This window comes from Candidatus Pseudomonas auctus, from assembly GCF_048654275.1.
In the GTDB taxonomy this organism is placed as follows: Bacteria; Pseudomonadota; Gammaproteobacteria; order Pseudomonadales; family Pseudomonadaceae; genus Aquipseudomonas; species Aquipseudomonas pharyngis.
The window spans coordinates 451,778-472,743 of sequence record NZ_JBJYZK010000004.1 but is presented as its reverse complement, the minus strand read 5'-3'; the positions used below and the strand labels follow the sequence as shown (position 1 = coordinate 472,743).

The window sequence follows — 20,966 nt, the reverse complement described above, 5'->3', positions numbered from 1 at the left end:
ATGCATTTGCTCAGCAGCGGCGGGTTCTATGGTGCCGAGCGGATGTTGCTCGATCATTGCCTGGCGACGCCGGGGCAGCACCAGGTGCTGTTCCTCGATGCGCCGCCGGAACTGATCGCGCGCTTTCGCGAGGCTGGCGTTGATGCGCAAGGCTGCGCGGGGCTGGGTGCCCTGCTGCGGCACTTGCGTCAGCGGCGCAGTGAACGTCCGTTGATCAACACTCACAATTTCAAAGGGCTGTTGTTCGGTTGGGTCGGCGCCACGCTGTTGCGCCTGCCGCTGGTCATTACCCAACACGGCTTCACCCCGCGCAGCCGCAAGCAGAAGTTCTACACCTGGCTGAGCCTGCAACTATGCCGCACGGCGTCGGTGGATCGGGTGGTGTGTGTCGCCGAAAGCATCGCGGTGTTGCACCGTCAGGCCAGCGTACGCGCGGAAAAATTGCAGGTGATCCCCAACGGATTGCCGGCAGCGGCCGCCCTGCCTTGCGATGCCCCAGGACCACGCTGGCTCGCCGGTTACGTCGGGCGCTTGAGCAGTGAGAAAGGCCCGGATCTGTTTCTCGACGCGCTGATCCCGCTGTGTCACCAGCACCCGCAACTCGACGCGGTGATGCTCGGCGACGGCCCGGAACGCGAAGACTTGCAGGCAAGGATCGACGCCGCCGGATTGCAGCAGCGCATCCGCCTGCCGGGTTACCAGACCGACATGCGCCCCTGGTGGCAACAACTCGATGCGCTGGTGATCAGCTCGCGCACCGAAGGCACGCCGATGATTCTGCTGGAAGCGATGCAGGCCGGGGTGCCGGTGGTGGCGTTCGGCGTCGGCGGGATTCCCGACGTGCTGGAGCATCGCCACAACGGTTTGCTTGCGGCCCCCACCGACAGCGCCGCCCTCGCCCGCCAGCTCGACACGTTGCTGTCCGAGCCTGGCCTCGCGCGGCAACTGCGCGACAACGCAAAACGCACGCAACAGGACCGCTACGACCTCAAGGCCCTGGCCGAACGCTGGTCGCAGCTGTACATCCGCACGGCACGGGAGGCACGCGCATGATTTTCCCGCTCTCGATCGTCAGTCTGCTGGGGCTGGCCTGCATCGCTCTGCTGGCCAGTCCCTGGCCCTATCTGGCGCCAGGCGCAGTCATCGGCCTGGTCGGATTCGCAGTGCTGTACCGCAAACCGACCTGGGGCCTGCTCGGTATCGCCGCCCTGGTGCCGTTCGAGGGTTTCTTCAAGGACAGTTCACTGTCGGGCAGCAAGCTGATCGGCGCTTCGCTGGCGGTGATCCTGATGCTGCAACTGGCGATGCACCAGATTCCCTCGGATCGCCTGCGCAGCAATATCTGGCGCTTCCTGATCGCCTTCATGGTTCTGTACTTTCTGAGCCTGCTCAACACCGATGACATGGGCATGTCGCTCGGTCATCTGCGGGAAATCAGCGTCGGCCTGATTCTGTTTGTCATCACCCTGCTGATCGGCCGCGAGCTGAACCTCGACCTGTTCGCCCGACTGGTGACCCTGGCCGTCAGCACGACCTGCGCCATGGCCATGTTCTCCAGCAAATTCCAGGATCAGGGCCGCGCCGCCGGCCTGCTCGAAGACCCCAACGCTTTCGCCCTGCTCATCGCCTTCGCCATTCCGCTGGGACTATTGCTTGTCATCCGCAGCCCGAACCTGTTGCATCGCCTGTTCTGGGGCGGTTGCTGCCTGCTGTTGCTCGGCGGCATGACCAAGACCGAATCGCGCTCCGGGCTGGTGGTGCTGGCCTTGAGTCTGGTGATCGGTTGCTGGCACTACCGCGCGCAACTGGCGCGGATTCGCCCGCGTCATCTGGGGTTTGCCATGCTCGGTGCGGCGATCGTGATTCCGCTGGCAATCTACGCGATGCCCGCCGGTTACATCGCGCGCATCCAGTCCCTCAGCGTGTTGAGCGCCGGCGCCAAGGGCCACAACGACGAATCCCTCGGTCGCCGTGCCTCGTACATCGTGGTCGGTGGCCAGATGATCCGCGAGAACCCGCTGCTCGGTTCCGGCCCCGGCACCTTTCCGCTGCACTACGCCACCACCGGCTACGCCAAGGCGTTTTCCGCCAACCGCAAGATCGGCGACCTGTATCGCCGGGCGCATAACACCTACCTGGAAATCTTCAGTGAGCTGGGGGTTCCTGCCGGCCTGATGTTCGTCGGCATGCTCGCGCTGGGTCTGTACAACCTGGCGCGCGCGCGCAAGGCGTGGATGTTGCGACGTGACTGGCAACAGGCGGATCTGATGACCCATCTGGGGGTGAGTTTTCTGTCGCTGACGCTGTTCCTGATGTTCCTCAGCGCGCCGAATCAGAAATACGTGTGGATCATGCTCGCCATGACCAGCGTCTTGCGCCTCAAAGCCGAGCAGGCACCGCTGACGGAGAGCAGGGCATGAGCCGGATCAGTATCGTCATTCCGATGTACAACGAGGCCCGACACATCGGTCGCACCTTGCTGGCCGCGCAAAAAGCGGCGCACGCGGCGGATGCCGAGTGTGAACTGATCGTCGTCGACAATGGTTCGAGCGACGAAGGGCCGCAGATCGCCCGGCAGTTCGGAGCCCACGTACTGGTGATGCCAGGCCTGCTGATCGGCGCGTTGCGCAATCGTGGCACCGCCATCGCCACCGGGGAATGGCTGGCGTTCATCGATGCCGACATCGAAATGCCGGAAGACTGGCTGCGCCCATTGTTCGACATCGAAGCCAGTGGCCAGGCCGATGTCTTCGGTCTCGACCTGCATACCCCCGCCGCCGCGCCGTGGTACGCCACTGCCTGGCAGCGCCGGACCTTGCGCCCGAGCACCCACACCAGTCACGTCGTCGACTGGCTGCCCAGTGCCAACCTGTTGATGCGCCGGCGCTGGTTCGACAAGGTCGGTGGTTTCAACGAAACCCTGCGCACCGGCGAAGACAAGGAATTCACCCTGCGCCTGCGCGAGCACGGCGCCCGACTGCTGTCGATCAATGAGAACGTCGCGCTGCACTGGGGTTACGAAATGAACTGGCGCGAGTGGATGGGCAAGGAACTGTGGCGCCAGGGCAGTCACCTGCAACTGCTGCGCAGCCATGGTTTCAGCCTGCGCCTGTTGCGGTTTCCGATGCTGTCGATCCTGGTCTGGATTCTCGATTTCCTGGCGATCTCCGCGCTGCTCGACGGCTTTCCCCATCACGCCGCGATCATGGTGATGCTGACGCTGGTGCCGGGGCTGGTGCTCAGCGTGCGCCAGAGCGCCAAGCACCACAACGTCTGCCTGACCCTGCAACTGTGGGGTCTGCACTGGCTGCGCCTGCACCTGGCGGGCGCCGCGTTCATTCTCAGTCTGTGTCATTGGAACGCCAGGAGGCCTGCCCGTGGCTGAATTCATTTTCTGGATGTGCCTGCTGCTGCCGGCCTACGCCTATGTCGGCTACCCGCTGCTGCTGACGCTGCTGGCGCCGCTGTTTCCGGCGTGGCGCCACAGCCCGGCTCCGCCGCTGAACGTCAGCATCGTGATCGCCGCCCACAACGAGGCGCGGCACATCGAACACAAGCTGCGCTCGCTGCTGTCCCAGGATTATCAGCCGGCGACCCTGCAAATCATTCTGGCCAGCGACGGTTCCACTGACGACACCGTGGCTTTTGCACACAAGGTCGTCGACCCGCGAATCACCGTGCTCGACCTGCCCCGCCAGGGCAAGGCCGCCACGCTGAATGCCGGCGCGGCGCTGGCTACGGGCGACATTCTGGTATTCACCGACGCCGACAACCAATGGTCGCGGGAAACCCTCGGCTACCTGCTGGCGCCGCTGAGCGATCCGCAGGTCGGCGCCTGCGCCGGGCACATGGTGATTCCGGTCACCGGCGGCGGTTTGAGCATCGGCGACAGCCTTTATCGGCACTACGAAGGCTGGCTGCGCAGGGTCGAGAACCGTACCGGCTGCATGGTCTCCGCCGACGGCGCCCTGCTCGCCCTGCGCCGCGAACTGTTCGAGAACGTGCCGGCCGAGGTCAACGACGACTTCTTCATCAGCACCTGTGCGCCAGTGAAATTCAAACGCATCGTCTACGTGCCCGAAGCTCAGGTGATCGACCACGGCGTGGACGAAGCCGACAAGCAATTCCGCCGGCGCCAGCGGGTCACCGTCGGCGGCCTGCAAAGCCTGGCGCAACGCAGCGAGCTGCTCAATCCGTTCAAGCATGGGCTGTATTCGATTGCGTTGATCAGCCACAAGTTGATCCGGCGCCTGGCGCCGATTCTGTTGCTGCCGCTGCTGCTGAGCAATTTCTGGCTGTGGCAAGAGCACGGTTTCTATCGCCTGAGCCTGATCGCGCAAGTGGTCGGCTATGCCATCGCGATTGCCGGCCTGCTGGATTCGCAACACCGCCTGCCCAAGCCGTTCCGCCTTGCGGCGTTCCTGCTGGTGACACTGGCGGGCATGAGCATCGGCCTGTGGCAGTTCCTGCGCGGCCAGCGTTATGCCCAATGGAACCCTGACCAAAACCGTTGAGAGGGATCGAGCCATGGCGATCAAGCAACTGATTAAACGCACCAGCGGCTGGCTCTATCTCAACTCGTCCGTGGGGCGCAACCAGCTGCACGGCGCCGGCGTGATCCTGATGCTCCACCGGGTGCTGTCCAACGACCGCGCCGCCGACCTGCCGCACCGCAACGAACTGTGCGTCGGGCCCAAGGCCTTCGAACACTTGCTGGTGTGGCTGCGCAAGCATTTCGATTGCGTGCCGCTGATGGAGATCCTGCAACCCAATGCCTTGCGCACCGAGCGTCCGCAAGTGGCATTGACCTTCGACGACGGCTGGCGCGACAACGCCGCCAACGCCTTCCCGCTGCTGCAGAAACATCAGGTGCCGGCGAGCATTTTTCTCTCCACCGATTTCATCGGCAGCCGTCAGCGCTTCTGGTGGGAAAGCATCGGCGAAACCCTGTGGGGCAGCCACGGCGAAAAGCCGCGCATGCACCTGATCGAATATTTGCAGTCGATCCACCATCCCGTGCCGGTGCTGCTGGATGACATTGATGTGAATCGCCGCAGTCTGACCCTGTTGCATTATCTGCAAAGCCTCAAGGCGCTCGATCCGAAGAGACTCGAACGCCTGACCGACGAGTGTCCGCAGGAGTCGTTGCCACAAGCGCTGGACTGGCATCAGGTGCGGGCGATGGAAGCGTCGGGGCTGGTGCGTTTCGGCCCCCACGGCGCCAGTCACGCCATCCTCACCGGCCTTGACGATGTGCGCCTGGGCGAAGAAATCAGCCGCAGCCGCGATGCCCTGCTCAATGGCTGCAACCGGCCGCTGCCGGTGTATTGCTACCCCAACGGCGACAACGATGAGCGGGTGCGCGAACAGATCGCCAATCACGATTACCCGTTCGCCCTCGGTACCGGCAGCGGCCTCTATCGCGGCACCGGTGATCCGCTGAACCTGCCACGCTTCGGCGTCAGCCAGCGCACCGCGCGCAATCCGCAACTGCTGTCGTGGCGGATCTATCGCGGGGCGCGACCATGAGTCGAAGCAGTTACCTCAAGCATCTGGCGCTGAGCATGGGCACCAAACTGGCGATGATCGCCCTGCGCCTGCTGAGGAATGTGCTGCTGGCGCGAATCCTCGGGCCCAGCGAACGGGGCCTGTTCGCCCTGCTCAGCACCCTGCCCGATCTGATCAGCGCCGCCACCAGCGGCGGGTTGAATTCGGCGGTCGGTTATCAGGCCGCCAAGCAGCGGCCGATGGGTTTGCTACTGGCTCAAGTGTTGGTGTTCGGTTGTTTGCTGGCGGGTCTGCTGACCTTGCTGGTGGTGGCGCTGGTGCGCGAGTTCGGCAGTGAACTGGACGTGACGATGCAGCTCGGTCTGCTGGCGTGGCTGTTGCTGCTGGCGGTGCCGTTGACCGTGCTCAAAAGCGGCCTGCTGACCTTGCACAATGCGTCCGGCGGCGTGGTCGCGTTCAATGCCTTGCGGCTGGTGGAATCCCTGGCGCCGCTGTTGCTGTTTCTCGCGCTGTTCTGGATGTGGAAAGAAGCGGCCCTGGAAGCGGCGCTGATCAGTTGGCTGGCCGGCATCAGCCTAGTAGTGCTGGTCGGCTGGCTGTGGCTCAAACGCGCGCAGCCGTTGCAGCTGCAATGGGATCGCGCCAGCCAGAACGAACTGCTGCGCTTCAGTGCCCGCAGCCACCCGGATCTGCTGTTCCAGCAAGTGATCCTGCGTTCCGATTACCTGTTCATCGGCGCCCTGCTCGGCAGCACCGCCCTCGGGCATTACGCGATGGCCAGCGCCGCCGCCGAATTGCTGTTGATCGTTCCGGAAGCGGTGACCACGCCGCTGATGAAACGCCTGCTGCAACAGGACGAAGGCATGGACAAGGTCACCCCGCTTGCGCTGCGCCTGACCGCCACGGTGATGCTCGGCGCCTGCCTGACCATGGCCGTGATCGGCGAATGGCTGATCGTCACCCTGTTCGGCGTCGCCTACCAACCGGCGTATCCGGCGCTGCTGGCCTTGCTGCCGGGGCTGCTGGGCCTGTGCTACGCGAGCATCCTGCGCCTGGACCTGATCGGCAAGAACCGCCCCGGCACGGTGTCGCTGATGATGGGGCTTGGCGCGCTGCTCAACCTTGCGCTGAATCTGCTGCTGATTCCGGCCTACGGCATCGTCGGCGCGGCGGCGGCGTCATCGATTGCCTATCTGGCGGTGACCGTGGCGATGCTGGTGTTGTACTGCCGGCTGAGCGGCGTGGCGTTCTGGCAAACCCTGATCATTCTGCCCAGCGACCTCACACCGATGTGGCTGATGTTGCAGCGTCGGAAGGCAGCATGAAAGGCCTGGCCCTGCTGCTCGGTCTCGGCCTGTCGCTGGACGCCTTCGCGGCGTCTATGCGTTGGGGCGACATTCGCGACGGCAGTCTGTACCTGCAAGCGGATCGCCCCGACACGGTGACCGTGCGCTGGGCGCCGGCGTGGCAGGCGGAGGCCAACGAAGAGCATATTTACCTGCTCGACGGCCGGGGCCAATTGCAGGGCGAGCGCTTCATCAAGGCCAGTGAAACCCGTGGCAGCCAGAGCTGGCCGTTGGCGCCGGGCGCCGCGAGTTATCAGCTGGAGATCCCCGGCTACAGCTTCCGCAGTTACCGGGTCGAGCACGACGAAAACACCGTGGCGCTGTTCGCCCCGGCCAAGGTGCATTTCAGTGCGGAAACCCGTAACGGCGATGAGCTGTATTTCAAGGTCGCCGCCGGTGAGCACGCGATATTGGCGGGCAAGTTTCACGGCGGGGTCAGCGCCCTGCAAGCGCAGCGGGTCGGCGATGGACAGCCTCTGACATTGGCGCTGAAACCCTATCGCGCCTATTGGCAGTTCGATCAGCTCGCGCTGCCCGTCAGTCAGCGCGAGCAGGTCTGGCGCCTGCGTCTGCAAGGCAGCGGCAAAGCAGCATTCTGGCTCGACGGCACGGCCAATCTGTTCGCTCAGACCCCGCAACAGCTCAAACCGCTGCGAGAAGACGACGGCCAGACGCGCCTGACCCTGCACGACAAAGTCCTCGGCCGCACCCCGGACCTGGGCATCGCCCTGCCCTACGTGATGCCGCCGCCCGCCAGTCATCCGGTGCTCGATGCACTGAAACCGACGGCCGCCAGTTACTACACGTTCGTCGACGTGACGGCAAGAAACCCGCACTTTGAAGATGCGTTTCGCCAGGTCTATCAGGACCGGTTCGGCATTCGTCAGGACATCACCTTGCTCGCCGGCAGTCAGCGTCAGGCCGATCTGCGCGCCGACGTGCAAAGCAACAACGGCCTCGACGCCTGGCTCGCCAGCACCCGGGCGCTGGGCGGCAAAGGCACGCACTACATCGGGTTCGCCGACGAGCCCAACCTGAATTATTCGAGCTACGAGCAATACCGTTCGATCTTCACCAGCATGGCCCGGCAGGTGCGCAGCGATCCGGCCAATGCCAGGGCCGGCGTGCGCATCGCGATGCCGGCCAGTTCACGGCTGATCAACGGACCGTTCGCCGATAACGCGGCGAACAAGCGTGGCATCGACTGGGCCCGGCGCCTGCTCGGTGAATCCGCCGATCAGGTCGATGCGCTGGCCTGGCACGAATGGATGATTCGCGACCTGCTCGCCACCCGCGTGTACCGCGACAGCGTGCGCCGCGCGGCGGATCTGGTTGGCCTCGATGCCAAGGGCCAGCCGCGCAAGGCCTTGTTGCTGGACCAGACCAACCTGTCCAGCGGCTCGAGCCTGAGCCCCTACGATCAGGAAACCCACTTCACCTCGCTGTGGTGGGCTTCGGTGGTGATCAACGCGTCTCAGGACGGTTTGCTGACCATGCTCAACTGGTTCCAGGCCGCCGATGAGCCGCAATACCCCAAAGGCATGTTGCGGGTGCTGGGCGATGACCGCTTCGAGTTGAAACCGGTGGGCCTGGCCCAGCAGTTCATCCAGCAGCACTGGCTGCACAACGTGCTGTGGCTGGAGAACGACGCGTTCGAAGTCGATGTGCTGGCGATGGCCGGCGATGATCAGCGCGGCTTGCTTGGTGTGAACAAGGGCACGCGTTTGCAGCGTGTCGACCTGGCGGGCGCCAAATGCCCGTTGAACAACGGCGCGCTGCGCTACTTCGGCGCCGACAACCGCAGCCGCGACGCACCATTTCGCTGCCAGGACGGCCGCGTGCGCTTCGAACTGCCGGGACAGACCCTGTTTGCCCTGAGCTGGAGCGCCTCATGACCGCCCCGTTGATGTCCGGCCGCGCTGGCCCCTGGCCGCGCGATGACTCGCCATCAGGAGCAACGACCATGAACATGCTGCGCAAACTGACTGAAAACCTACGGCAGAAAGGACTCACTGCCACCGTGAAAAAGGTCTGGAAACACTACGTCTTTTCTCATCAGGAACTGCTGTGGATGGAGCGCGACCTGGTCAGTCCGGTGCCGCCCCACAGCCTCAAGCCTTACCCGCCGCTGCGGGTGGTGAAAATCACCCCGGGCAACGTCAGCGCCTTCGCCCGCCACTTCGGCGACCGCGTCGGCACCATGGCGGAACTGGCCCGGGAACATCACACCGGGCACATGCACCTGGACGATCAGGGCCATGCGGTGGCGTTCATCTGGGGCAGCGCCCGGGACTACTTCGACCGTCACTACTACGGCTGCCTGTTTCCGGTGAAAGCCGGCGAGTTCTTCGAGTTCGGCGGCGAACTGACCCGCTCGTATTGGGGCACAGAGCTGTCGGTGGATCTGCAACTGGAACTTTGGAAAGCCATGGCCGCCCAGGGCTGCGACAAGGTGGTCGACGTCTGCGAATTCCACAACATCCGGGCGCTCAAGCTGCACCTGCGCATGGGCTATACCGAACAGGGCCGGATCATGAACATCTACAAACTGTTCGGCCGCTGGCGCTTCTACCGCGAAACCCGCTACAGCGGCTCGCGCCTGGAAGCGCTGCGCAAACCTTCCCGTCCACCTGTCACAGCAACGGTGACCTGAACCTATGGCGCGATTCGAATGGCGCACTTCGTTGTACGCACCCGACTTCCCGGCGGCGGCCTATGAAGCGCTGCGCCTGCGGGTGACGGACCACACGCCGTTCAACAGCCTCGACTGGCTGTGTGCGGCAGAGCAGGCGCTCGACACGCATGAGCAGCTGCACGTATTGCTGGGTTGGGAAGCGGACGAGTTGCGCCTGTGCCTGCCGCTGGTGGCGAGCCGTGAGCGGTTTTTCGGATTGCCTTTTCGGGTGGTGCATCACCTGGGTTATCCCCTGGCCGATCGCCTGGCGCTGTTATCACTGCTGAACGCCGAAGACATGCGCCAGGCGCTGCGGCTGATTCGCCAGCGAGTGCCCCACGCCCTGCTGCAACTCAACGAAATTGCCGAGCCGGTCGGCGCCGAAAGCGTGCTCACCGAATGGATGGCCCACAGCTCCACCGGCGAACGTCGCTTGAGCTGCCGGGTGCCGGTGCACCTGATCAGCGAGGCTGACCGCCAGGAAGTCTCGGGCGATCCGCGCTACAAACTGCGCCGGGCGCGCAAGCGGATTGCCGCGTGCGGCGCCGAAGTCCGACGAATCACGCCCGACGCGACCAGCATGGGCCCGTTGTTGCAGGCCATCAGCGAAGTCGAAGCGGTCAGTTGGAAAGGTGACGAAGGCGTCGGAATCTTTGCCAGCGACCGCAGCCGCCGCTACATGGAAAACGCCTTCACCGCCCTCGCCGCTTCGGATCGGGTGCGCGTGGTGATGCTGGAACTGGACGGACGCTGCATCAGCTATCGGCTCGGCCTGTTCGAACAAGGTCGACTCTACGATTACAACCTCGCCTTCCTGCCGCAATACGCCGATCTGGGCAGCGGCCGGGTGTTGCTGGAGGAATGGATTCGCTGGGGGCTGGACGACAACTGGCGCTGGATCGATGCCTCGCGGGTCAGCCTGGAAAATTCCAGCCATCAACTGCACGAACGCATGACCGGGCAACTGGAGCACTGGCGCTGGAGTTTCTACTCGTGGCGCCCGAGCGGCCTGTTGCTGGGGCTCGGGCTGCGCGCCTGGCACCGGCTCAAACCTGCGTTGCAACAATGGCGGGCGAAGCGTGCGGCGGCCAAAGCGGCTGCCATTGCGACACCTGTGATCAACCCCGGCAAGGAGGGCGAACATGCCTCGCCAAGTCATAGTCAACGCTGACGATTTCGGCCTGAGCCCGAACGAAAACGCGGTGATCCTCGGTGCGTTCCAGGCCGGGGTCATCAGTTCCGCCACCGCCATGGCCAACATGCCGGCGTTCGAAGCGGCCTGCGCCATGGCCCGGCTGCCGCTGCTGGAGGGCCGGATCGGCCTGCATTTCAACCTGACCTACGGCCGTCCCTTGAGCCGGGCCATTGTCGAGCGCCGCACCTTCTGCGACAGCCACGGCGTGTTCGACCTCAACCTGCCTCGCCACAGCCTGTGGCTGGGCCGGGAAGATCGCGAGGCGGTGCAGGAAGAATTGCAGGCGCAGTGGCAGCGCTGCGTCGATCACGGCGTGCGTCCCAGCCACCTCGATTCGCATCAGCACGTGCACAACATCTGGCCGATCGGCGAGATCGTCGCGCGCTTCGCCGCCCATCAAGGTGTGCCCGTGCGCCTGGCGCGCAACCTGGGGCAAAACCTCAGCCTGCCCAAACGCGTGTTCAAGGGTTTGCTCAACCGTCGGTTGCAAGGTCTGGCCGGGGCCACGGCCGATTACGTCTGCACCCCGGTGGACCTGCGCAACGCCCCCGCGCCGACCGACGGCGTGCTGGAAATCGTCGCCCATCCGAACCAGCTCGGGGCGGATTTCGGTGACGCCTATCTGCCACCCGAAGAGTCCCTGAGCCGCTTGCTAGAGCAGCGGCTGACGGGGGTTCCACGGGTTTCCTATGCCGATCTGAACAAGGATTTTTTGCGGGGTGCCGAAGCGATCTGAACCGTTACACAACTTGCAATATTTTCAAAGCTGGCGCTTTGACATGAACTTGCCGGCTTGATCTATACCCACAACAGCGTCATCCACAACACCCGGGCTCCGGCCTCGGAGGGCATCATGAGCGTCATTGAAAAGCTGCGTGAACGTATCAAGCAAAAAGGCCTGGGCCGTACTTTCGGCACGTTGTGGAAACGCTACGTGTTCTTCCATTGGGAGCTGTTGTGGATGGAGCGCGACCTGGTCAGCCCGGTACCGCCGCACAAGCTGCGCCCCTACGACGGCCTGCGCAAGGTCGACATCACCGCACAGAATGCCGGCGCGTTCGCCAAACACTTCGGTGACCGGGTGCAGACCATGGCCGAGCTGGCCAACGAGGGCCACACCGGGCACATGTACCTGGATGCCGACGGCCACGCGGTCGGATTTATCTGGGGCAGCACTCGTGACTACCACGACCGCCACTATTACGGCTGCACCTTCCCGGTCAAACCCGGCGAGTTCTTCGAGTTCGGCGGTGAAATGATTCGCGCCTACTTCGGCAGCAGCCTGTCGGTGGACGTGCAGGTCGCCCTCTGGGAAGCCATGGCCGCCCAGGGTTGCAACAAGGTGGTGGACGTCTGCGAAACCCACAACATTCCCGCGCTGAAACTGCACATCCGCATGGGCTACCACGAACAGGGCCGCGTCACCCACGTCTATTGCCTGTTCGGCAAATGGCGCTTCTTCCGCGAAACGCGCTATGAGGGCTCACGCCTCGATCCGCTGCGCAAGCCGGGACGGCCGGTGGTGACGGCGGCTGCGCAGGCTTGACGGGTTTAACCTGCGGCGGCCGGGACGGCGCCGCAGAATCTTCCTACGCTCGTACAGGAACCAGCGACATTCAGTTTCGGCTCCATCTGGCTGCTCGCAATCATGTGAATGAATACATTCATGCAGAAACGCAGAGACAAACCGATGGAACAAAACACATCCGATTTTGAAATGACGGCACTGCTGGTTGATCTGAATGCCATCCGTGAGTACCTCTCTCAGGTACTGGCAGAAGGTGACGACGAAGAGTTGTTTCGAGCAATCGGATACGTGACGCAAGCCCGTATCCGACTCACCGAAAAAGAGACAGCGCCTCTCGCCTTCCCCTCTTGTAGCTGCCTCAGCGCTTCACCCCCACCCACGTAAAACACATCGGCATCTGCGCCTCGCGGTTCTGGTACTGGTCATACACTTCTTCCCGGTTCGAGTGCGGGTATTCCTTGAAGTGCGTGATGTTCAGGCCGGCCTCGAGGGCGGCGGTGAAGATCGCGCCCAGTGTGTGCGCGAACCAGTAAGACTTCGCCGCCGGCTGTTCGACCTTGCCGACGTAGACGATCGGCTCCTCCTGCACGAACGGTTCTTCGCGGAAATACGAGCTGGCAAGACGAAACGGGTCTTCGGCCTCGGGGTCGACCATTTCCAGGAACGGGTGGGTTTCGTAGATCACCAGTTGTCCGCCCGGTTTGAGGGTCGAGGCGACGTGGCGGAAGAATTCGCCGATGTCGGGCATCCAGTTGAGGACGCCGATGGTGATCAGTGCAACGTCAAAACGGCCGCACAGCGATTCAGGCAAATGATGAATATCGGCTTCGATGAATTCGGCGTTGTGCGGCGAACGCTTGTTCAGTTCGCGGGCCTGTTCGAGAAACGCGCTCGACTGATCGATACCGACCACGCTCCGTGCGCCGAGGGCGAACAGTGACAGGCTTTCGCGGCCGTTGTTGCAACCCGGTTGCACGACGTCTTTGCCATCGACACCGACCTGCTCGAGCAAACCGCGCAGGGTGTCGTCGAGGCAGGAAAAATCCGCCTGCGTAACCTCGGTCAGCAAGGCCTGCCAATCGGGCGAGTCCTGATGATGACGGGCGGAATCATTCCACGCCTGACGATTGCTCTCGACGGCGTTTTTATTGTTTGGCACTTCCATGGCGCACTCCGGGGGATGCTCACAATTGAGCGGCCCGAGTCTAGTTCAGCCGCACGCAACAGGTTGTTGCGAACTTGTAAGCCGCCGACGCCTGCAACAACGCCTGCTTCGATGGGCAGCTATAGTTAATAGCCTTGGGGAAATCCGCTTCCACAGGTGCTGCCATGGGAATGTTCAATCGACTGCTGTTGTCCGCCTGTCTGCTCGCCGCCACCCAGGCACAGGCGCTGGACAGCAACTTCAACTACTACGGGGCGGACCAGCCCTTTGCCCACCCTGCTCCACCGTCGCTGTCGGCCCAGCCGCCCCGGCCGTTCGATGACACGCCGCCACAGGATTTCATCGTCATCCCGGATCGCCATGTGTTCCATGACTCGCAGTTGCCGACCGTAGCCGATGCGACGGTGCGGGTATTCATCCGCACCTACGATGCCGAACGCGGCATTTACGTCAACGACGAAGTGCTCGACCCGACGTGCGTGCTCGAATGCCTGAGCCCGCCGAATCCACGCAACACCGCCGTTTACCACTGACGCTTGTCCGGCCGCGCGAGGCCGAGCTTTTCGATGCGGTAGCGCAGCATGTCGCGGCTCAGGCCCAACAGGCGCGCCGATTTGGTGACGTTCCAGTCGGTCTTGTCGAGCATCTTGCGCACCATGTCGCGCTCGACTTCCGGCAGGTTCATCGATTCGGTGTTGCTCGCCGGGCGCGGTTCGAAGTGCGGGTGCTGCACCTCGTGCTGATGTTGCGGTGGCAGCTCATCGCACAGGCTCATGCACACGTTCAGTTGATGCGCGGCGATGGTGTCGTTTGGCGCCAGCAGCACGGTCTGTTCGAGCATGTTGCGCAGTTCGCGCACGTTGCCCGGCCAGGTGTAACTGAGCAGCAGCTCTTCGGCCTGGTCGCTGAAATGCAGGTTCGGTTTGCCATAGCGTTTGCCGTGGCTGGCAAGAAAGTGCCGGGCCAGCAGCAGGATGTCTTCGCCACGGGCGTACAAGCGCGGGACCTTGATCGAAATGATCCGCAGCCGGAAAAACAGATCACGGCGGAACTTGCCCTGCTGAACCATCTGTTCAAGGTTGCAATTGGTGGCGCTGATCACCCGCAGGTTCACCTTGCGCTCCTTCACCGAGCCGACCCGGCGAATGGTGCGATCCTCCAGCAGCTTCAGCAGCTTGGCCTGGAGCACCAGATCCATTTCACCGATTTCATCGAGAAACAGCGTGCCGCCATCAGCGGCTTCCACCAGCCCGACCCGGCGGTCCTTGGCATCGGTGAACGCGCCTTTCTCGTGGCCGAACAATTCCGATTCCACCAGGTTGGCCGGAATCGACGCGCAGTTGAATTCAATGAACGGGCCTTTGCTGCGCGCGCCGTCGAAATGCAGCGCGCGGGCCACCAACTCCTTGCCGGTACCGGTTTCGCCCTCCACCAGCACCGGCGGCAGATCGCCGTTGGCCATGCGCCGCTCGGCGTCGAGCAACTGAGCGATGGTGTTCTTCAGATGCAGCATCGGCGCTGACTCGCCGATCAGCGCCTGCACCCCGGATTTCTGCGCCTCGCGCTCCTGGTAGAACGACAGCGTGCGCTCCATCCGCTCAGTGGCCAGGGCCTTGTCCAGCAGCAGTTTGAGTTCCGGCAGCGCAACCGGTTTGGTGACGTAATGAAAGGCGCCCTCCTTCATTGCGACCACCGCGTCTTCGACGTTGCCGTAGCCGGTCATCATGATCACTTTCAGGTCCGGCGCGCTGATGCGCAGCTTCTGGATCAGATCGTGACCGCTCATGCCCGGCAGCGAGTTGTCGGTCAGGACGATGTCCGGCATGAAGCTTTCCAGTTGCCCCAGCGCGTCCTCGGCCGAGTGGCAGACCGTCACCTCGAAGTCTTTGCGCTCCAGGTAGGTCTGAATATTTTCGGCCAACAGTTCGTCATCCTCGACCAGCAGAATGCTGTGTTCCATATTCCCCTCCCGATGCCACTCTAAAGTTGAGACTGACGCGGGTTCCTTCCTGCTCGCGGCTTGTCAGCACGACCGAACCCTGAAACCGCTCCATGATTCGCTTGACCAGCGCCAGGCCGACCCCGAGGCCGCCCTGCTTGGTGGTGAAAAACGGTTTGAACACCTGTTGTTGCTGCTGCGCGCTCATGCCTTTGCCGGTATCGCTCAGGGTCATGCGCACCTGACCGGACTGCGCCGTTTCAATCTCGACACTGAGTACGCCGCCTCTGGGCATCGCTTCCAGGGCGTTGGCAAACAGGCTATTGAGTATTTGCGTGAGCAGCACCTTTTGGCTGACGACCGGCGGGCAATTCTGTGGCGTGAATCGCACTTCGACGCCATTGCGCCGGATCAGCGCGTCAAACGCCCCCAGGGTGTCCTCGACCGCCGCCAGCAGGTCCACCGCCTCGCCGTCGTCACTCATCGGGCGCAACGACACCAGCAGTTCGCGAACCCAGCGCGACATGCGGTCAACCTGGCTGATGATGTCGCCGATGTTGCGCTGTGCCCCCGGGCTGGCGATTTCCTGGGCCAGCTCGGCACTGGAACGAATGGTCGCCAGCGGGTTGCGCAGGCTGTGGGCCACCGCCGAAGACATCTCGCCCAGAGCGACAAAGGTTTCATTGCTGATCAGTTGCTGCTGCTGGCTCTGCAACAGGCTCGAGGCGCGCCGCACGATCCAGAACAACCCGAGGTAAATCACCGCACCGCCGAGGATGGTCGCGGCCCAGATCGAGGCGAATCCACGGTCGATGCGGTCCACCAGATCCGCCGGTTCCTTGTAGATCTCGACCATGGCGATGACTTTGCTTTTGTCGGCGTTGAACATCGGGATGTAGTTTTCGATGAACAGGTATTTGGGTTCGCGGGACAGCCGCTGCTCGGGTTTTTCATCGTCGATCTTGTGATAGCTGGAGGACACCGGCACTTTCATTTCGAAAGACTCGTCCAGTTCGTCGTCATCTTCGATCCTGACGTTGATCAGCTCAGGATTGGTCGACCAGATGATTGTGCGGTCCAGGGCATACACCGTGGCCAGCAAAACGTCGGGCAGGTGTTCGACATGATCGAGAAACTCGGCACGGGCCATTGCATGAGCCAGCAGATCAACGTCGGGATAGCTGTGATCCTGGCGCGGGTCGAGCATCTCGCCCATGGTCCGCTGCGGCGTGATGTTGGCGTGGCGCATTTCCGCATCGCCGATGGCCTGCACGAATTGCGCGGTGAGCAGCGCGTCACGCTCCACGCTTTCGGTGACCACGAAACGCGTGGAGATGTAGCCCAGCCCCAGCGCCACGGCCGCGATGATGAAAAAACTCGCCAGCGAAAACCAGCGCAGCAGATTGAACTGCCCGCCCCAGCTCTTGATGGCCGCCAGCGCGAGGTTCGGTGCCGATGTTTTCTGTTCTTCCAGTCGTTGCATGGGGATGCCCTGGCGTTCTGGTATCGAGCCGGTTACAGCCGCCCTCTCGAATGAGTGTAGGTGGCAATGACCGTGACACACGGTTCAATGATGCTATTTAGCCGCTACTGCATACGACTCACCGTTTCGCTGGCAGAAGCCGGTTTTACTGGCGTCAAGGCCCCGTCGGCCAAGGGCTGCACGGACGGATGCTGACGCTCGGTTTCGGCACTCAGAAAGTCGATGATCGACTGCGCCGAGGCCTCGTCCAGGCGCAGATTGGGCATCGGGATGCGCTCGTATTGCTCGAACAGTTGCAGTGCGATCGGGTCTTTCTCCGCCAGTACGCGATCCGGTTCGCGGATCCAGCGATTGAGCCAGACCGCGTCACGCTGACGGGTCACGCCGATCAGGTCCGGGCCGATGTTGCGCATGCCGATGCCTTCGCCGTCCTGCGGGCCGAGGCTGTGACACGAAGCGCAGCGGGTGCGGAACAGCTCTTCGCCATTGCTCGGCGGACGAATCTGCGGAGCATCGGCATAGCTTTCTTCGCTGCTGGCCTGTTTCCAGTTCTGCAAGGTGTTGGCGAGCTGGTCGGCGAGGATCCACGGGTTCTCGAACGGCGAGGCTTTCATCCAGCGCCCGGTGCTCTGGTTACCGACGATCAGGCTCAGGTTGTGATCCTTGGTCCGGCCGTTGTCGACGCCTTCGATGAACAGCCCGAGCTTCTTGCGCAGCTCGGTGACGTCTTCGAACTCGCCGGTGAGGAATTTCCAGCCGGGGCCGACCTTGAAGCGTTGCGCATAGGCCTTGAGCACCTCGGGGGTGTCGCTCAGCGGATCGATGGTGATCGAGTAGAAAAAGATGTCTTTCCCGACCCGGTCCCCCAGCAGTTTCTGCACCTGGCGCAGGCGCGCGGTTTCCAGCGGGCAGGAGTCGCTGCACGAGGTGAAGATGAAGTTGATCACCACCACCTTGTCTTTGATCAGATCATCGAAAAAGCGCACCTGCCGACCGTCCTGGTCGGTCAGCAGGGTGTTGGGGAAATAATCGCCACCCCACGGGGTGGCGGATTCACTGGCGCCGTCGGGCTGTGCCTGATGGGCGATGAGCACCTGACTGCCGAGCAGGCAGGTGACCAGCACCAGAATCAGGTGCATGCCCAGGGCGCGGGAGCGCGGCGTTGGCTGGGTCATGTCGGCTCCCTCCCGGCTCATGGTTTCACGGTCACTTGCGGGCCGAAGCCGTCGCCAGTGCGGAAGGTTGGCAGCGCGGCGGAGTTGACGTAGCGCACGCCATCCCAGCTCGGCAGCGGTGTCGGCATCAACTGCAATTGCCCGGGTTTCTCGAGGTCCCAACGCAGCAGCATCGAGTTGTCCTCATGCTGGGTGTTGTGACAGTGCTCCATGTAAGTCCCGGCGAACTCGCGAAAGTTGATCGCCATTTCGACGCTGTCCAGCCCGTCGGCTTCGGAGCCGATCCGATAGACGTCCTTGCGCGCCCATTTTTCCCACTCAGGCGGGGCCTTGCCGCCACGGCTGAGGATGATCCCCTCCTCGAAGTGCACGTGTACCGGATGGCTCCAGCCCGTGCCGCCGGCCTTGATGTTCCACACTTCCAGGGTGCCGATGCCGCTGACTCCGGCGTCGGTCGGGCCGCTGGCCAGCTTGGTCGACGCATTCAACCGGCGCGGGTCCATATGGAAGCCGAAACCGCCATCGGTCTTGATCGTCCACGGCGCTTCATCGGTGCCGTCGGAGCGGCCGAAGATGAAGGTCCGGTGCAAGGCCTTGGCCAGCAAGGCCTTGTCGGCAGCGTTGTCGCGGTGGATCTTCAGCGGGATCATCACCATGCCTTCGGCCTTGCCCGGTTTGGCCGGCTCGTAGGCCGCCGGGTTCATCGACAGATCCTGGCCGGTATAAGCCTTGACGTTGAGTTGCAGGACCTTGCCCACTACCGGGTCGCCCCGGTCCCATTGCGGGCCTTTGCTGGTCTGCTTGATGACCGCCAGGTATTTCTCCGAAAGCACGTCGGCCAGCGGGATCACTTCTTTCGGGCCCTTGCCGTCGTCCTGGGCTTGCAGGTTGACGAAGAACAGCTTGTCACCGAGCTTGATGCCGCTTTTCGCGAAGTTGACGATGATATCGAACCGCTCGGCGATGCCCTGGGTCGGCAGAATCGCGTTGTGGTTCTGCTTGTCGCCGTCGGCATCCAGGTCCATCGAGCCGTCGAACGGCACGCTGTGTTCCATGATGTTGCCGTCGTTGGCGATCATGTGGAACGGCACGCGGCTGTAGGACACACCGGAGTTTCTCGGTCCCTGGAATTCGCCGCCGGTGCCTTTGACTTCACGCACCAGAGCGAGCTTGAAGTAGCGTGACACCGAACCGTTGAGAATGCGGAAGCGATAACTGCGCGCCCGCACGTCGAGGGTCGGTTTCCATTGCCAGTTGACCAGCACCTGATCGCCGATGAAGCCATCGGTGTTGAACGGGTTGAACCACAACTGGCCCTGCTGATCCCAGGCCTTGTCGGCGAACACCAGGTTGACGTCGTAGTCGCGGTTGCCCCACGGCAAGGCGCTGCCGCTGGGGAAACGCAGGTTGACGCCGTCGTTCACCGATTCGTTGCCACGGTCCAGGGCGCTGTAGTAGTTCATCATCGCCGCGTTGCCCTTGTAGACGTTCTGCGCGGTGAAATCGAGCATGTGGTCGTGGAACCAGTGAGTGCTCATGGTTTCGCGCCAGTCGCCACGAATCTTGATGGTGCCGTGGTCGCAGGTCTTTTTCGCAGGCTGCAGGTCGTTGACCCACAGGGTTTCCCCCGGTGCGCAGGGGAATGCGGCGCGTGGATCTTCAGCCTTGGTGTTGATGCTGTCGTAACCGGCGAGCTGGATCGGCCAGCGATAGTCGTAAAACTGGCCGGGGAAGAAGAACGCGTTGGCATAACCGTCGCTTTCCGCTGGCGCGTGGCCGTTGTGCTCATGGGTGGTGATGGTGTGCAGACCGAAACCGCGGTTGGCGGAAGGATCAATCGGCAAACCGTTGTAGTGCCGCATCAGCACCGGTTGGCCGTAGCGCACCATCAACAGTTTCGGCGGCAGCGTGCCGTCGAAAGTCCACACCGAGTTGTGGTCCTGCACCGGCATCGCCGGGTGGAACCGTGGGTCGACACCCTTGGCCGTGCCATCCGTCGCCGGCACGCCTGCGACGTTGTGGTACAGACCGCCGGGGCCGAACTCGCCCACCGCATAACCGTGCATCTGCCGACTGTCACGCAGGCCACCGTTCAGACGCGCGCCGGTCTGCACGGTCTTGTAGGCGACTTGCGGGTAGAACTCGTTCCAGCGCTGATGAGCCCAGCCTTTTCCCGGTGGCCGGCCTTCGGCGGAGGAACCGATGTGACGATTGAGGAACAGTTCGATCTGCGCCTGCCACGGGTTGCGGTCAACCACGTTGGCGAACTGACTCGGAAATGGCGTGAGCCCCGGTTGACGCAAAAACGCATCCAGCGCCGTGCCGGGAGGCGCGCTGCGGGCGATGTTGTTCGGGTCTTGCGCCGGCGCCGGGCCAATGGCGGCTGGCGGAAAACTCAACGGCGCGGCCGGTGTGGTCGGGTCGAGTTTTTCCGGGCCGAACTCTTCGAACAGCACCAGTTGCTGAGTGAACGGCTGGGCACCGTACAGCGGGCTCGGCTTGCCGTTGGTGGGGTAATTGAAACTGGTCTGGACGGTGGGCGGCAGGATGTTTTCCGTGCGCGTCGTGTCCCGCGTGCCTTTGACCCCGTCGGGCAGATCGAAGGAGTCTTCGTTAGCCTCGGGCATCGTCAGGATGGCGTTGAGGGCGCCGGCGCGGTCTGCGGGCTCGTCGTAATAGGCCGACGGGTCGGACGCTTCCGGCTGATTCTCGTCGTCGATCGGGCTCGCTCGAACCCCGGTCATCTGGCCGAGGGCCAACATCAGGAAGACGCTCAGTGGCGTCAACAGGAAAAGTTTTTTGGGGTCATGCGTTGTTCTGTCCATCACCAGCCGCCTCATCTAAGGAAGGGGTGATGGTGTTTTGCAATTACCTCGCCAAAAAATCATTTCCAGTTGTAACAGGGACTTGGGCGCGCTGTTGTATTCCCCACTCCCCGGTGACCGGGGCCTGA

17 protein-coding genes and 1 pseudogene are annotated in these 20,966 nt (G+C 63.0%); 13 read left to right on the top strand and 5 right to left on the bottom strand.

Going from position 1 to position 20,966, the window contains the following annotated elements:
* The 12 genes and pseudogenes from ACKUG4_RS11090 to ACKUG4_RS11035 form a co-directional block, all read left to right on the top strand.
* A complete protein-coding gene (locus ACKUG4_RS11090) occupies nt 1-1,053 on the top strand; it encodes a glycosyltransferase family 4 protein (RefSeq protein ID WP_373874495.1) in 1,053 nt (350 codons plus the stop codon).
* Nucleotides 1,050-2,420: an O-antigen ligase family protein gene (locus ACKUG4_RS11085; RefSeq protein WP_445433996.1), complete on the top strand. Its 1,371-nt coding sequence runs from the start codon at nt 1,050-1,052 to the stop codon at nt 2,418-2,420. Before ACKUG4_RS11090 ends, ACKUG4_RS11085 begins: the two co-directional genes overlap by 4 nt.
* Nucleotides 2,417-3,385, top strand: coding sequence for a glycosyltransferase (locus ACKUG4_RS11080; RefSeq protein WP_445433995.1), 969 nt, complete (start codon nt 2,417-2,419; stop codon nt 3,383-3,385). The genes ACKUG4_RS11085 and ACKUG4_RS11080 overlap by 4 nt, the downstream gene beginning before the upstream one ends.
* Nucleotides 3,378-4,514, top strand: a complete 1,137-nt coding sequence (locus tag ACKUG4_RS11075; protein ID WP_445433994.1) for a glycosyltransferase — start codon at nt 3,378-3,380, stop codon at nt 4,512-4,514. Before ACKUG4_RS11080 ends, ACKUG4_RS11075 begins: the two co-directional genes overlap by 8 nt.
* A gap of 13 nt (nt 4,515-4,527) precedes the next feature.
* A complete protein-coding gene (locus ACKUG4_RS11070; protein WP_445433993.1) occupies nt 4,528-5,529 on the top strand; it encodes a polysaccharide deacetylase family protein in 1,002 nt (333 codons plus the stop codon).
* On the top strand, nt 5,526-6,833 hold the full coding sequence (locus ACKUG4_RS11065) for a lipopolysaccharide biosynthesis protein (protein WP_445433992.1): 1,308 nt from the start codon (nt 5,526-5,528) through the stop codon (nt 6,831-6,833). The genes ACKUG4_RS11070 and ACKUG4_RS11065 overlap by 4 nt, the downstream gene beginning before the upstream one ends.
* Nucleotides 6,830-8,749 carry a hypothetical protein gene (locus ACKUG4_RS11060; protein WP_445433991.1) on the top strand — a complete coding sequence of 640 codons (1,920 nt, stop codon included), beginning with the start codon at nt 6,830-6,832 and terminating at the stop codon, nt 8,747-8,749. The genes ACKUG4_RS11065 and ACKUG4_RS11060 overlap by 4 nt, the downstream gene beginning before the upstream one ends.
* Before the next feature lie 68 nt (nt 8,750-8,817).
* Nucleotides 8,818-9,507, top strand: coding sequence for a GNAT family N-acetyltransferase (locus ACKUG4_RS11055; RefSeq protein WP_445433990.1), 690 nt, complete (start codon nt 8,818-8,820; stop codon nt 9,505-9,507).
* Between the two features lie 4 nt (nt 9,508-9,511).
* Complete coding sequence (locus tag ACKUG4_RS11050) at nt 9,512-10,699, top strand: GNAT family N-acetyltransferase (protein WP_445433989.1); 1,188 nt, start codon at nt 9,512-9,514, stop codon at nt 10,697-10,699.
* The gene (locus ACKUG4_RS11045) at nt 10,671-11,459 is read left to right on the top strand and encodes a ChbG/HpnK family deacetylase (RefSeq protein ID WP_445433988.1); all 789 of its coding nucleotides are present in this window, start codon (nt 10,671-10,673) and stop codon (nt 11,457-11,459) included. Before ACKUG4_RS11050 ends, ACKUG4_RS11045 begins: the two co-directional genes overlap by 29 nt.
* A 117-nt stretch (nt 11,460-11,576) precedes the next feature.
* A complete protein-coding gene (locus ACKUG4_RS11040; RefSeq protein WP_064595193.1) occupies nt 11,577-12,269 on the top strand; it encodes a GNAT family N-acetyltransferase in 693 nt (230 codons plus the stop codon).
* A 144-nt stretch (nt 12,270-12,413) separates the two neighbouring features.
* Nucleotides 12,414-12,554, top strand: a pseudogene (locus ACKUG4_RS11035) (addiction module antidote protein); the annotation flags it as partial.
* Nucleotides 12,555-12,609: 55 nt separating this feature from the next.
* Here ACKUG4_RS11035 and ACKUG4_RS11030 read toward each other — a convergent pair.
* Nucleotides 12,610-13,416 (bottom strand): class I SAM-dependent methyltransferase, encoded by an 807-nt coding sequence (locus ACKUG4_RS11030; RefSeq protein WP_445433987.1) that lies wholly within the window; start codon nt 13,414-13,416, stop codon nt 12,610-12,612.
* 164 nt (nt 13,417-13,580) lie between these two features.
* Between ACKUG4_RS11030 and ACKUG4_RS11025 the strand changes: the two genes are divergently transcribed.
* Nucleotides 13,581-13,949 (top strand): hypothetical protein, encoded by a 369-nt coding sequence (locus ACKUG4_RS11025; protein ID WP_445433986.1) that lies wholly within the window; start codon nt 13,581-13,583, stop codon nt 13,947-13,949.
* On the opposite strand, the gene ACKUG4_RS11020 is transcribed toward ACKUG4_RS11025, so the two are convergent.
* The 4 genes from ACKUG4_RS11020 to ACKUG4_RS11005 all read right to left on the bottom strand — a co-directional run bounded on the left by ACKUG4_RS11020 (nt 13,940) and on the right by ACKUG4_RS11005 (nt 20,838).
* Nucleotides 13,940-15,376, bottom strand: a complete 1,437-nt coding sequence (locus tag ACKUG4_RS11020) for a sigma-54-dependent transcriptional regulator (protein ID WP_064595188.1) — start codon at nt 15,374-15,376, stop codon at nt 13,940-13,942. The genes ACKUG4_RS11025 and ACKUG4_RS11020 overlap by 10 nt on opposite strands.
* Nucleotides 15,345-16,838 carry a sensor histidine kinase gene (locus ACKUG4_RS11015; protein ID WP_210710356.1) on the bottom strand — a complete coding sequence of 498 codons (1,494 nt, stop codon included), beginning with the start codon at nt 16,836-16,838 and terminating at the stop codon, nt 15,345-15,347. The genes ACKUG4_RS11020 and ACKUG4_RS11015 overlap by 32 nt, the downstream gene beginning before the upstream one ends.
* 104 nt (nt 16,839-16,942) lie before the next feature.
* Nucleotides 16,943-18,013, bottom strand: a complete 1,071-nt coding sequence (locus ACKUG4_RS11010; RefSeq protein ID WP_445433985.1) for an SCO family protein — start codon at nt 18,011-18,013, stop codon at nt 16,943-16,945.
* 17 nt (nt 18,014-18,030) lie between these two features.
* Nucleotides 18,031-20,838: a multicopper oxidase domain-containing protein gene (locus tag ACKUG4_RS11005; protein WP_445433984.1), complete on the bottom strand. Its 2,808-nt coding sequence runs from the start codon at nt 20,836-20,838 to the stop codon at nt 18,031-18,033.
* Nucleotides 20,839-20,966 lie beyond the last annotated feature (128 nt).

Bases quoted from the DNA above. Each gene is read 5' to 3' on its own strand.
- ACKUG4_RS11010 (WP_445433985.1), bottom strand. From the start codon at position 18,013: ATGACCCAGCCAACGCCGCGCTCCCGCGCCCTGGGCATGCACCTGATT.
- ACKUG4_RS11045 (WP_445433988.1), top strand. From the start codon at position 10,671: ATGCCTCGCCAAGTCATAGTCAACGCTGACGATTTCGGCCTGAGCCCG.
- ACKUG4_RS11015 (WP_210710356.1), bottom strand. From the start codon at position 16,838: ATGCAACGACTGGAAGAACAGAAAACATCGGCACCGAACCTCGCGCTG.
- ACKUG4_RS11060 (WP_445433991.1), top strand. From the start codon at position 6,830: ATGAAAGGCCTGGCCCTGCTGCTCGGTCTCGGCCTGTCGCTGGACGCC.
- ACKUG4_RS11050 (WP_445433989.1), top strand. From the start codon at position 9,512: ATGGCGCGATTCGAATGGCGCACTTCGTTGTACGCACCCGACTTCCCG.
- ACKUG4_RS11040 (WP_064595193.1), top strand. From the start codon at position 11,577: ATGAGCGTCATTGAAAAGCTGCGTGAACGTATCAAGCAAAAAGGCCTG.
- ACKUG4_RS11055 (WP_445433990.1), top strand. From the start codon at position 8,818: ATGAACATGCTGCGCAAACTGACTGAAAACCTACGGCAGAAAGGACTC.
- ACKUG4_RS11005 (WP_445433984.1), bottom strand. From the start codon at position 20,838: ATGGACAGAACAACGCATGACCCCAAAAAACTTTTCCTGTTGACGCCA.
- ACKUG4_RS11065 (WP_445433992.1), top strand. From the start codon at position 5,526: ATGAGTCGAAGCAGTTACCTCAAGCATCTGGCGCTGAGCATGGGCACC.
- ACKUG4_RS11025 (WP_445433986.1), top strand. From the start codon at position 13,581: ATGGGAATGTTCAATCGACTGCTGTTGTCCGCCTGTCTGCTCGCCGCC.
- ACKUG4_RS11020 (WP_064595188.1), bottom strand. From the start codon at position 15,376: ATGGAACACAGCATTCTGCTGGTCGAGGATGACGAACTGTTGGCCGAA.
- ACKUG4_RS11080 (WP_445433995.1), top strand. From the start codon at position 2,417: ATGAGCCGGATCAGTATCGTCATTCCGATGTACAACGAGGCCCGACAC.
- ACKUG4_RS11085 (WP_445433996.1), top strand. From the start codon at position 1,050: ATGATTTTCCCGCTCTCGATCGTCAGTCTGCTGGGGCTGGCCTGCATC.
- ACKUG4_RS11030 (WP_445433987.1), bottom strand. From the start codon at position 13,416: ATGGAAGTGCCAAACAATAAAAACGCCGTCGAGAGCAATCGTCAGGCG.
- ACKUG4_RS11090 (WP_373874495.1), top strand. From the start codon at position 1: ATGCATTTGCTCAGCAGCGGCGGGTTCTATGGTGCCGAGCGGATGTTG.
- ACKUG4_RS11070 (WP_445433993.1), top strand. From the start codon at position 4,528: ATGGCGATCAAGCAACTGATTAAACGCACCAGCGGCTGGCTCTATCTC.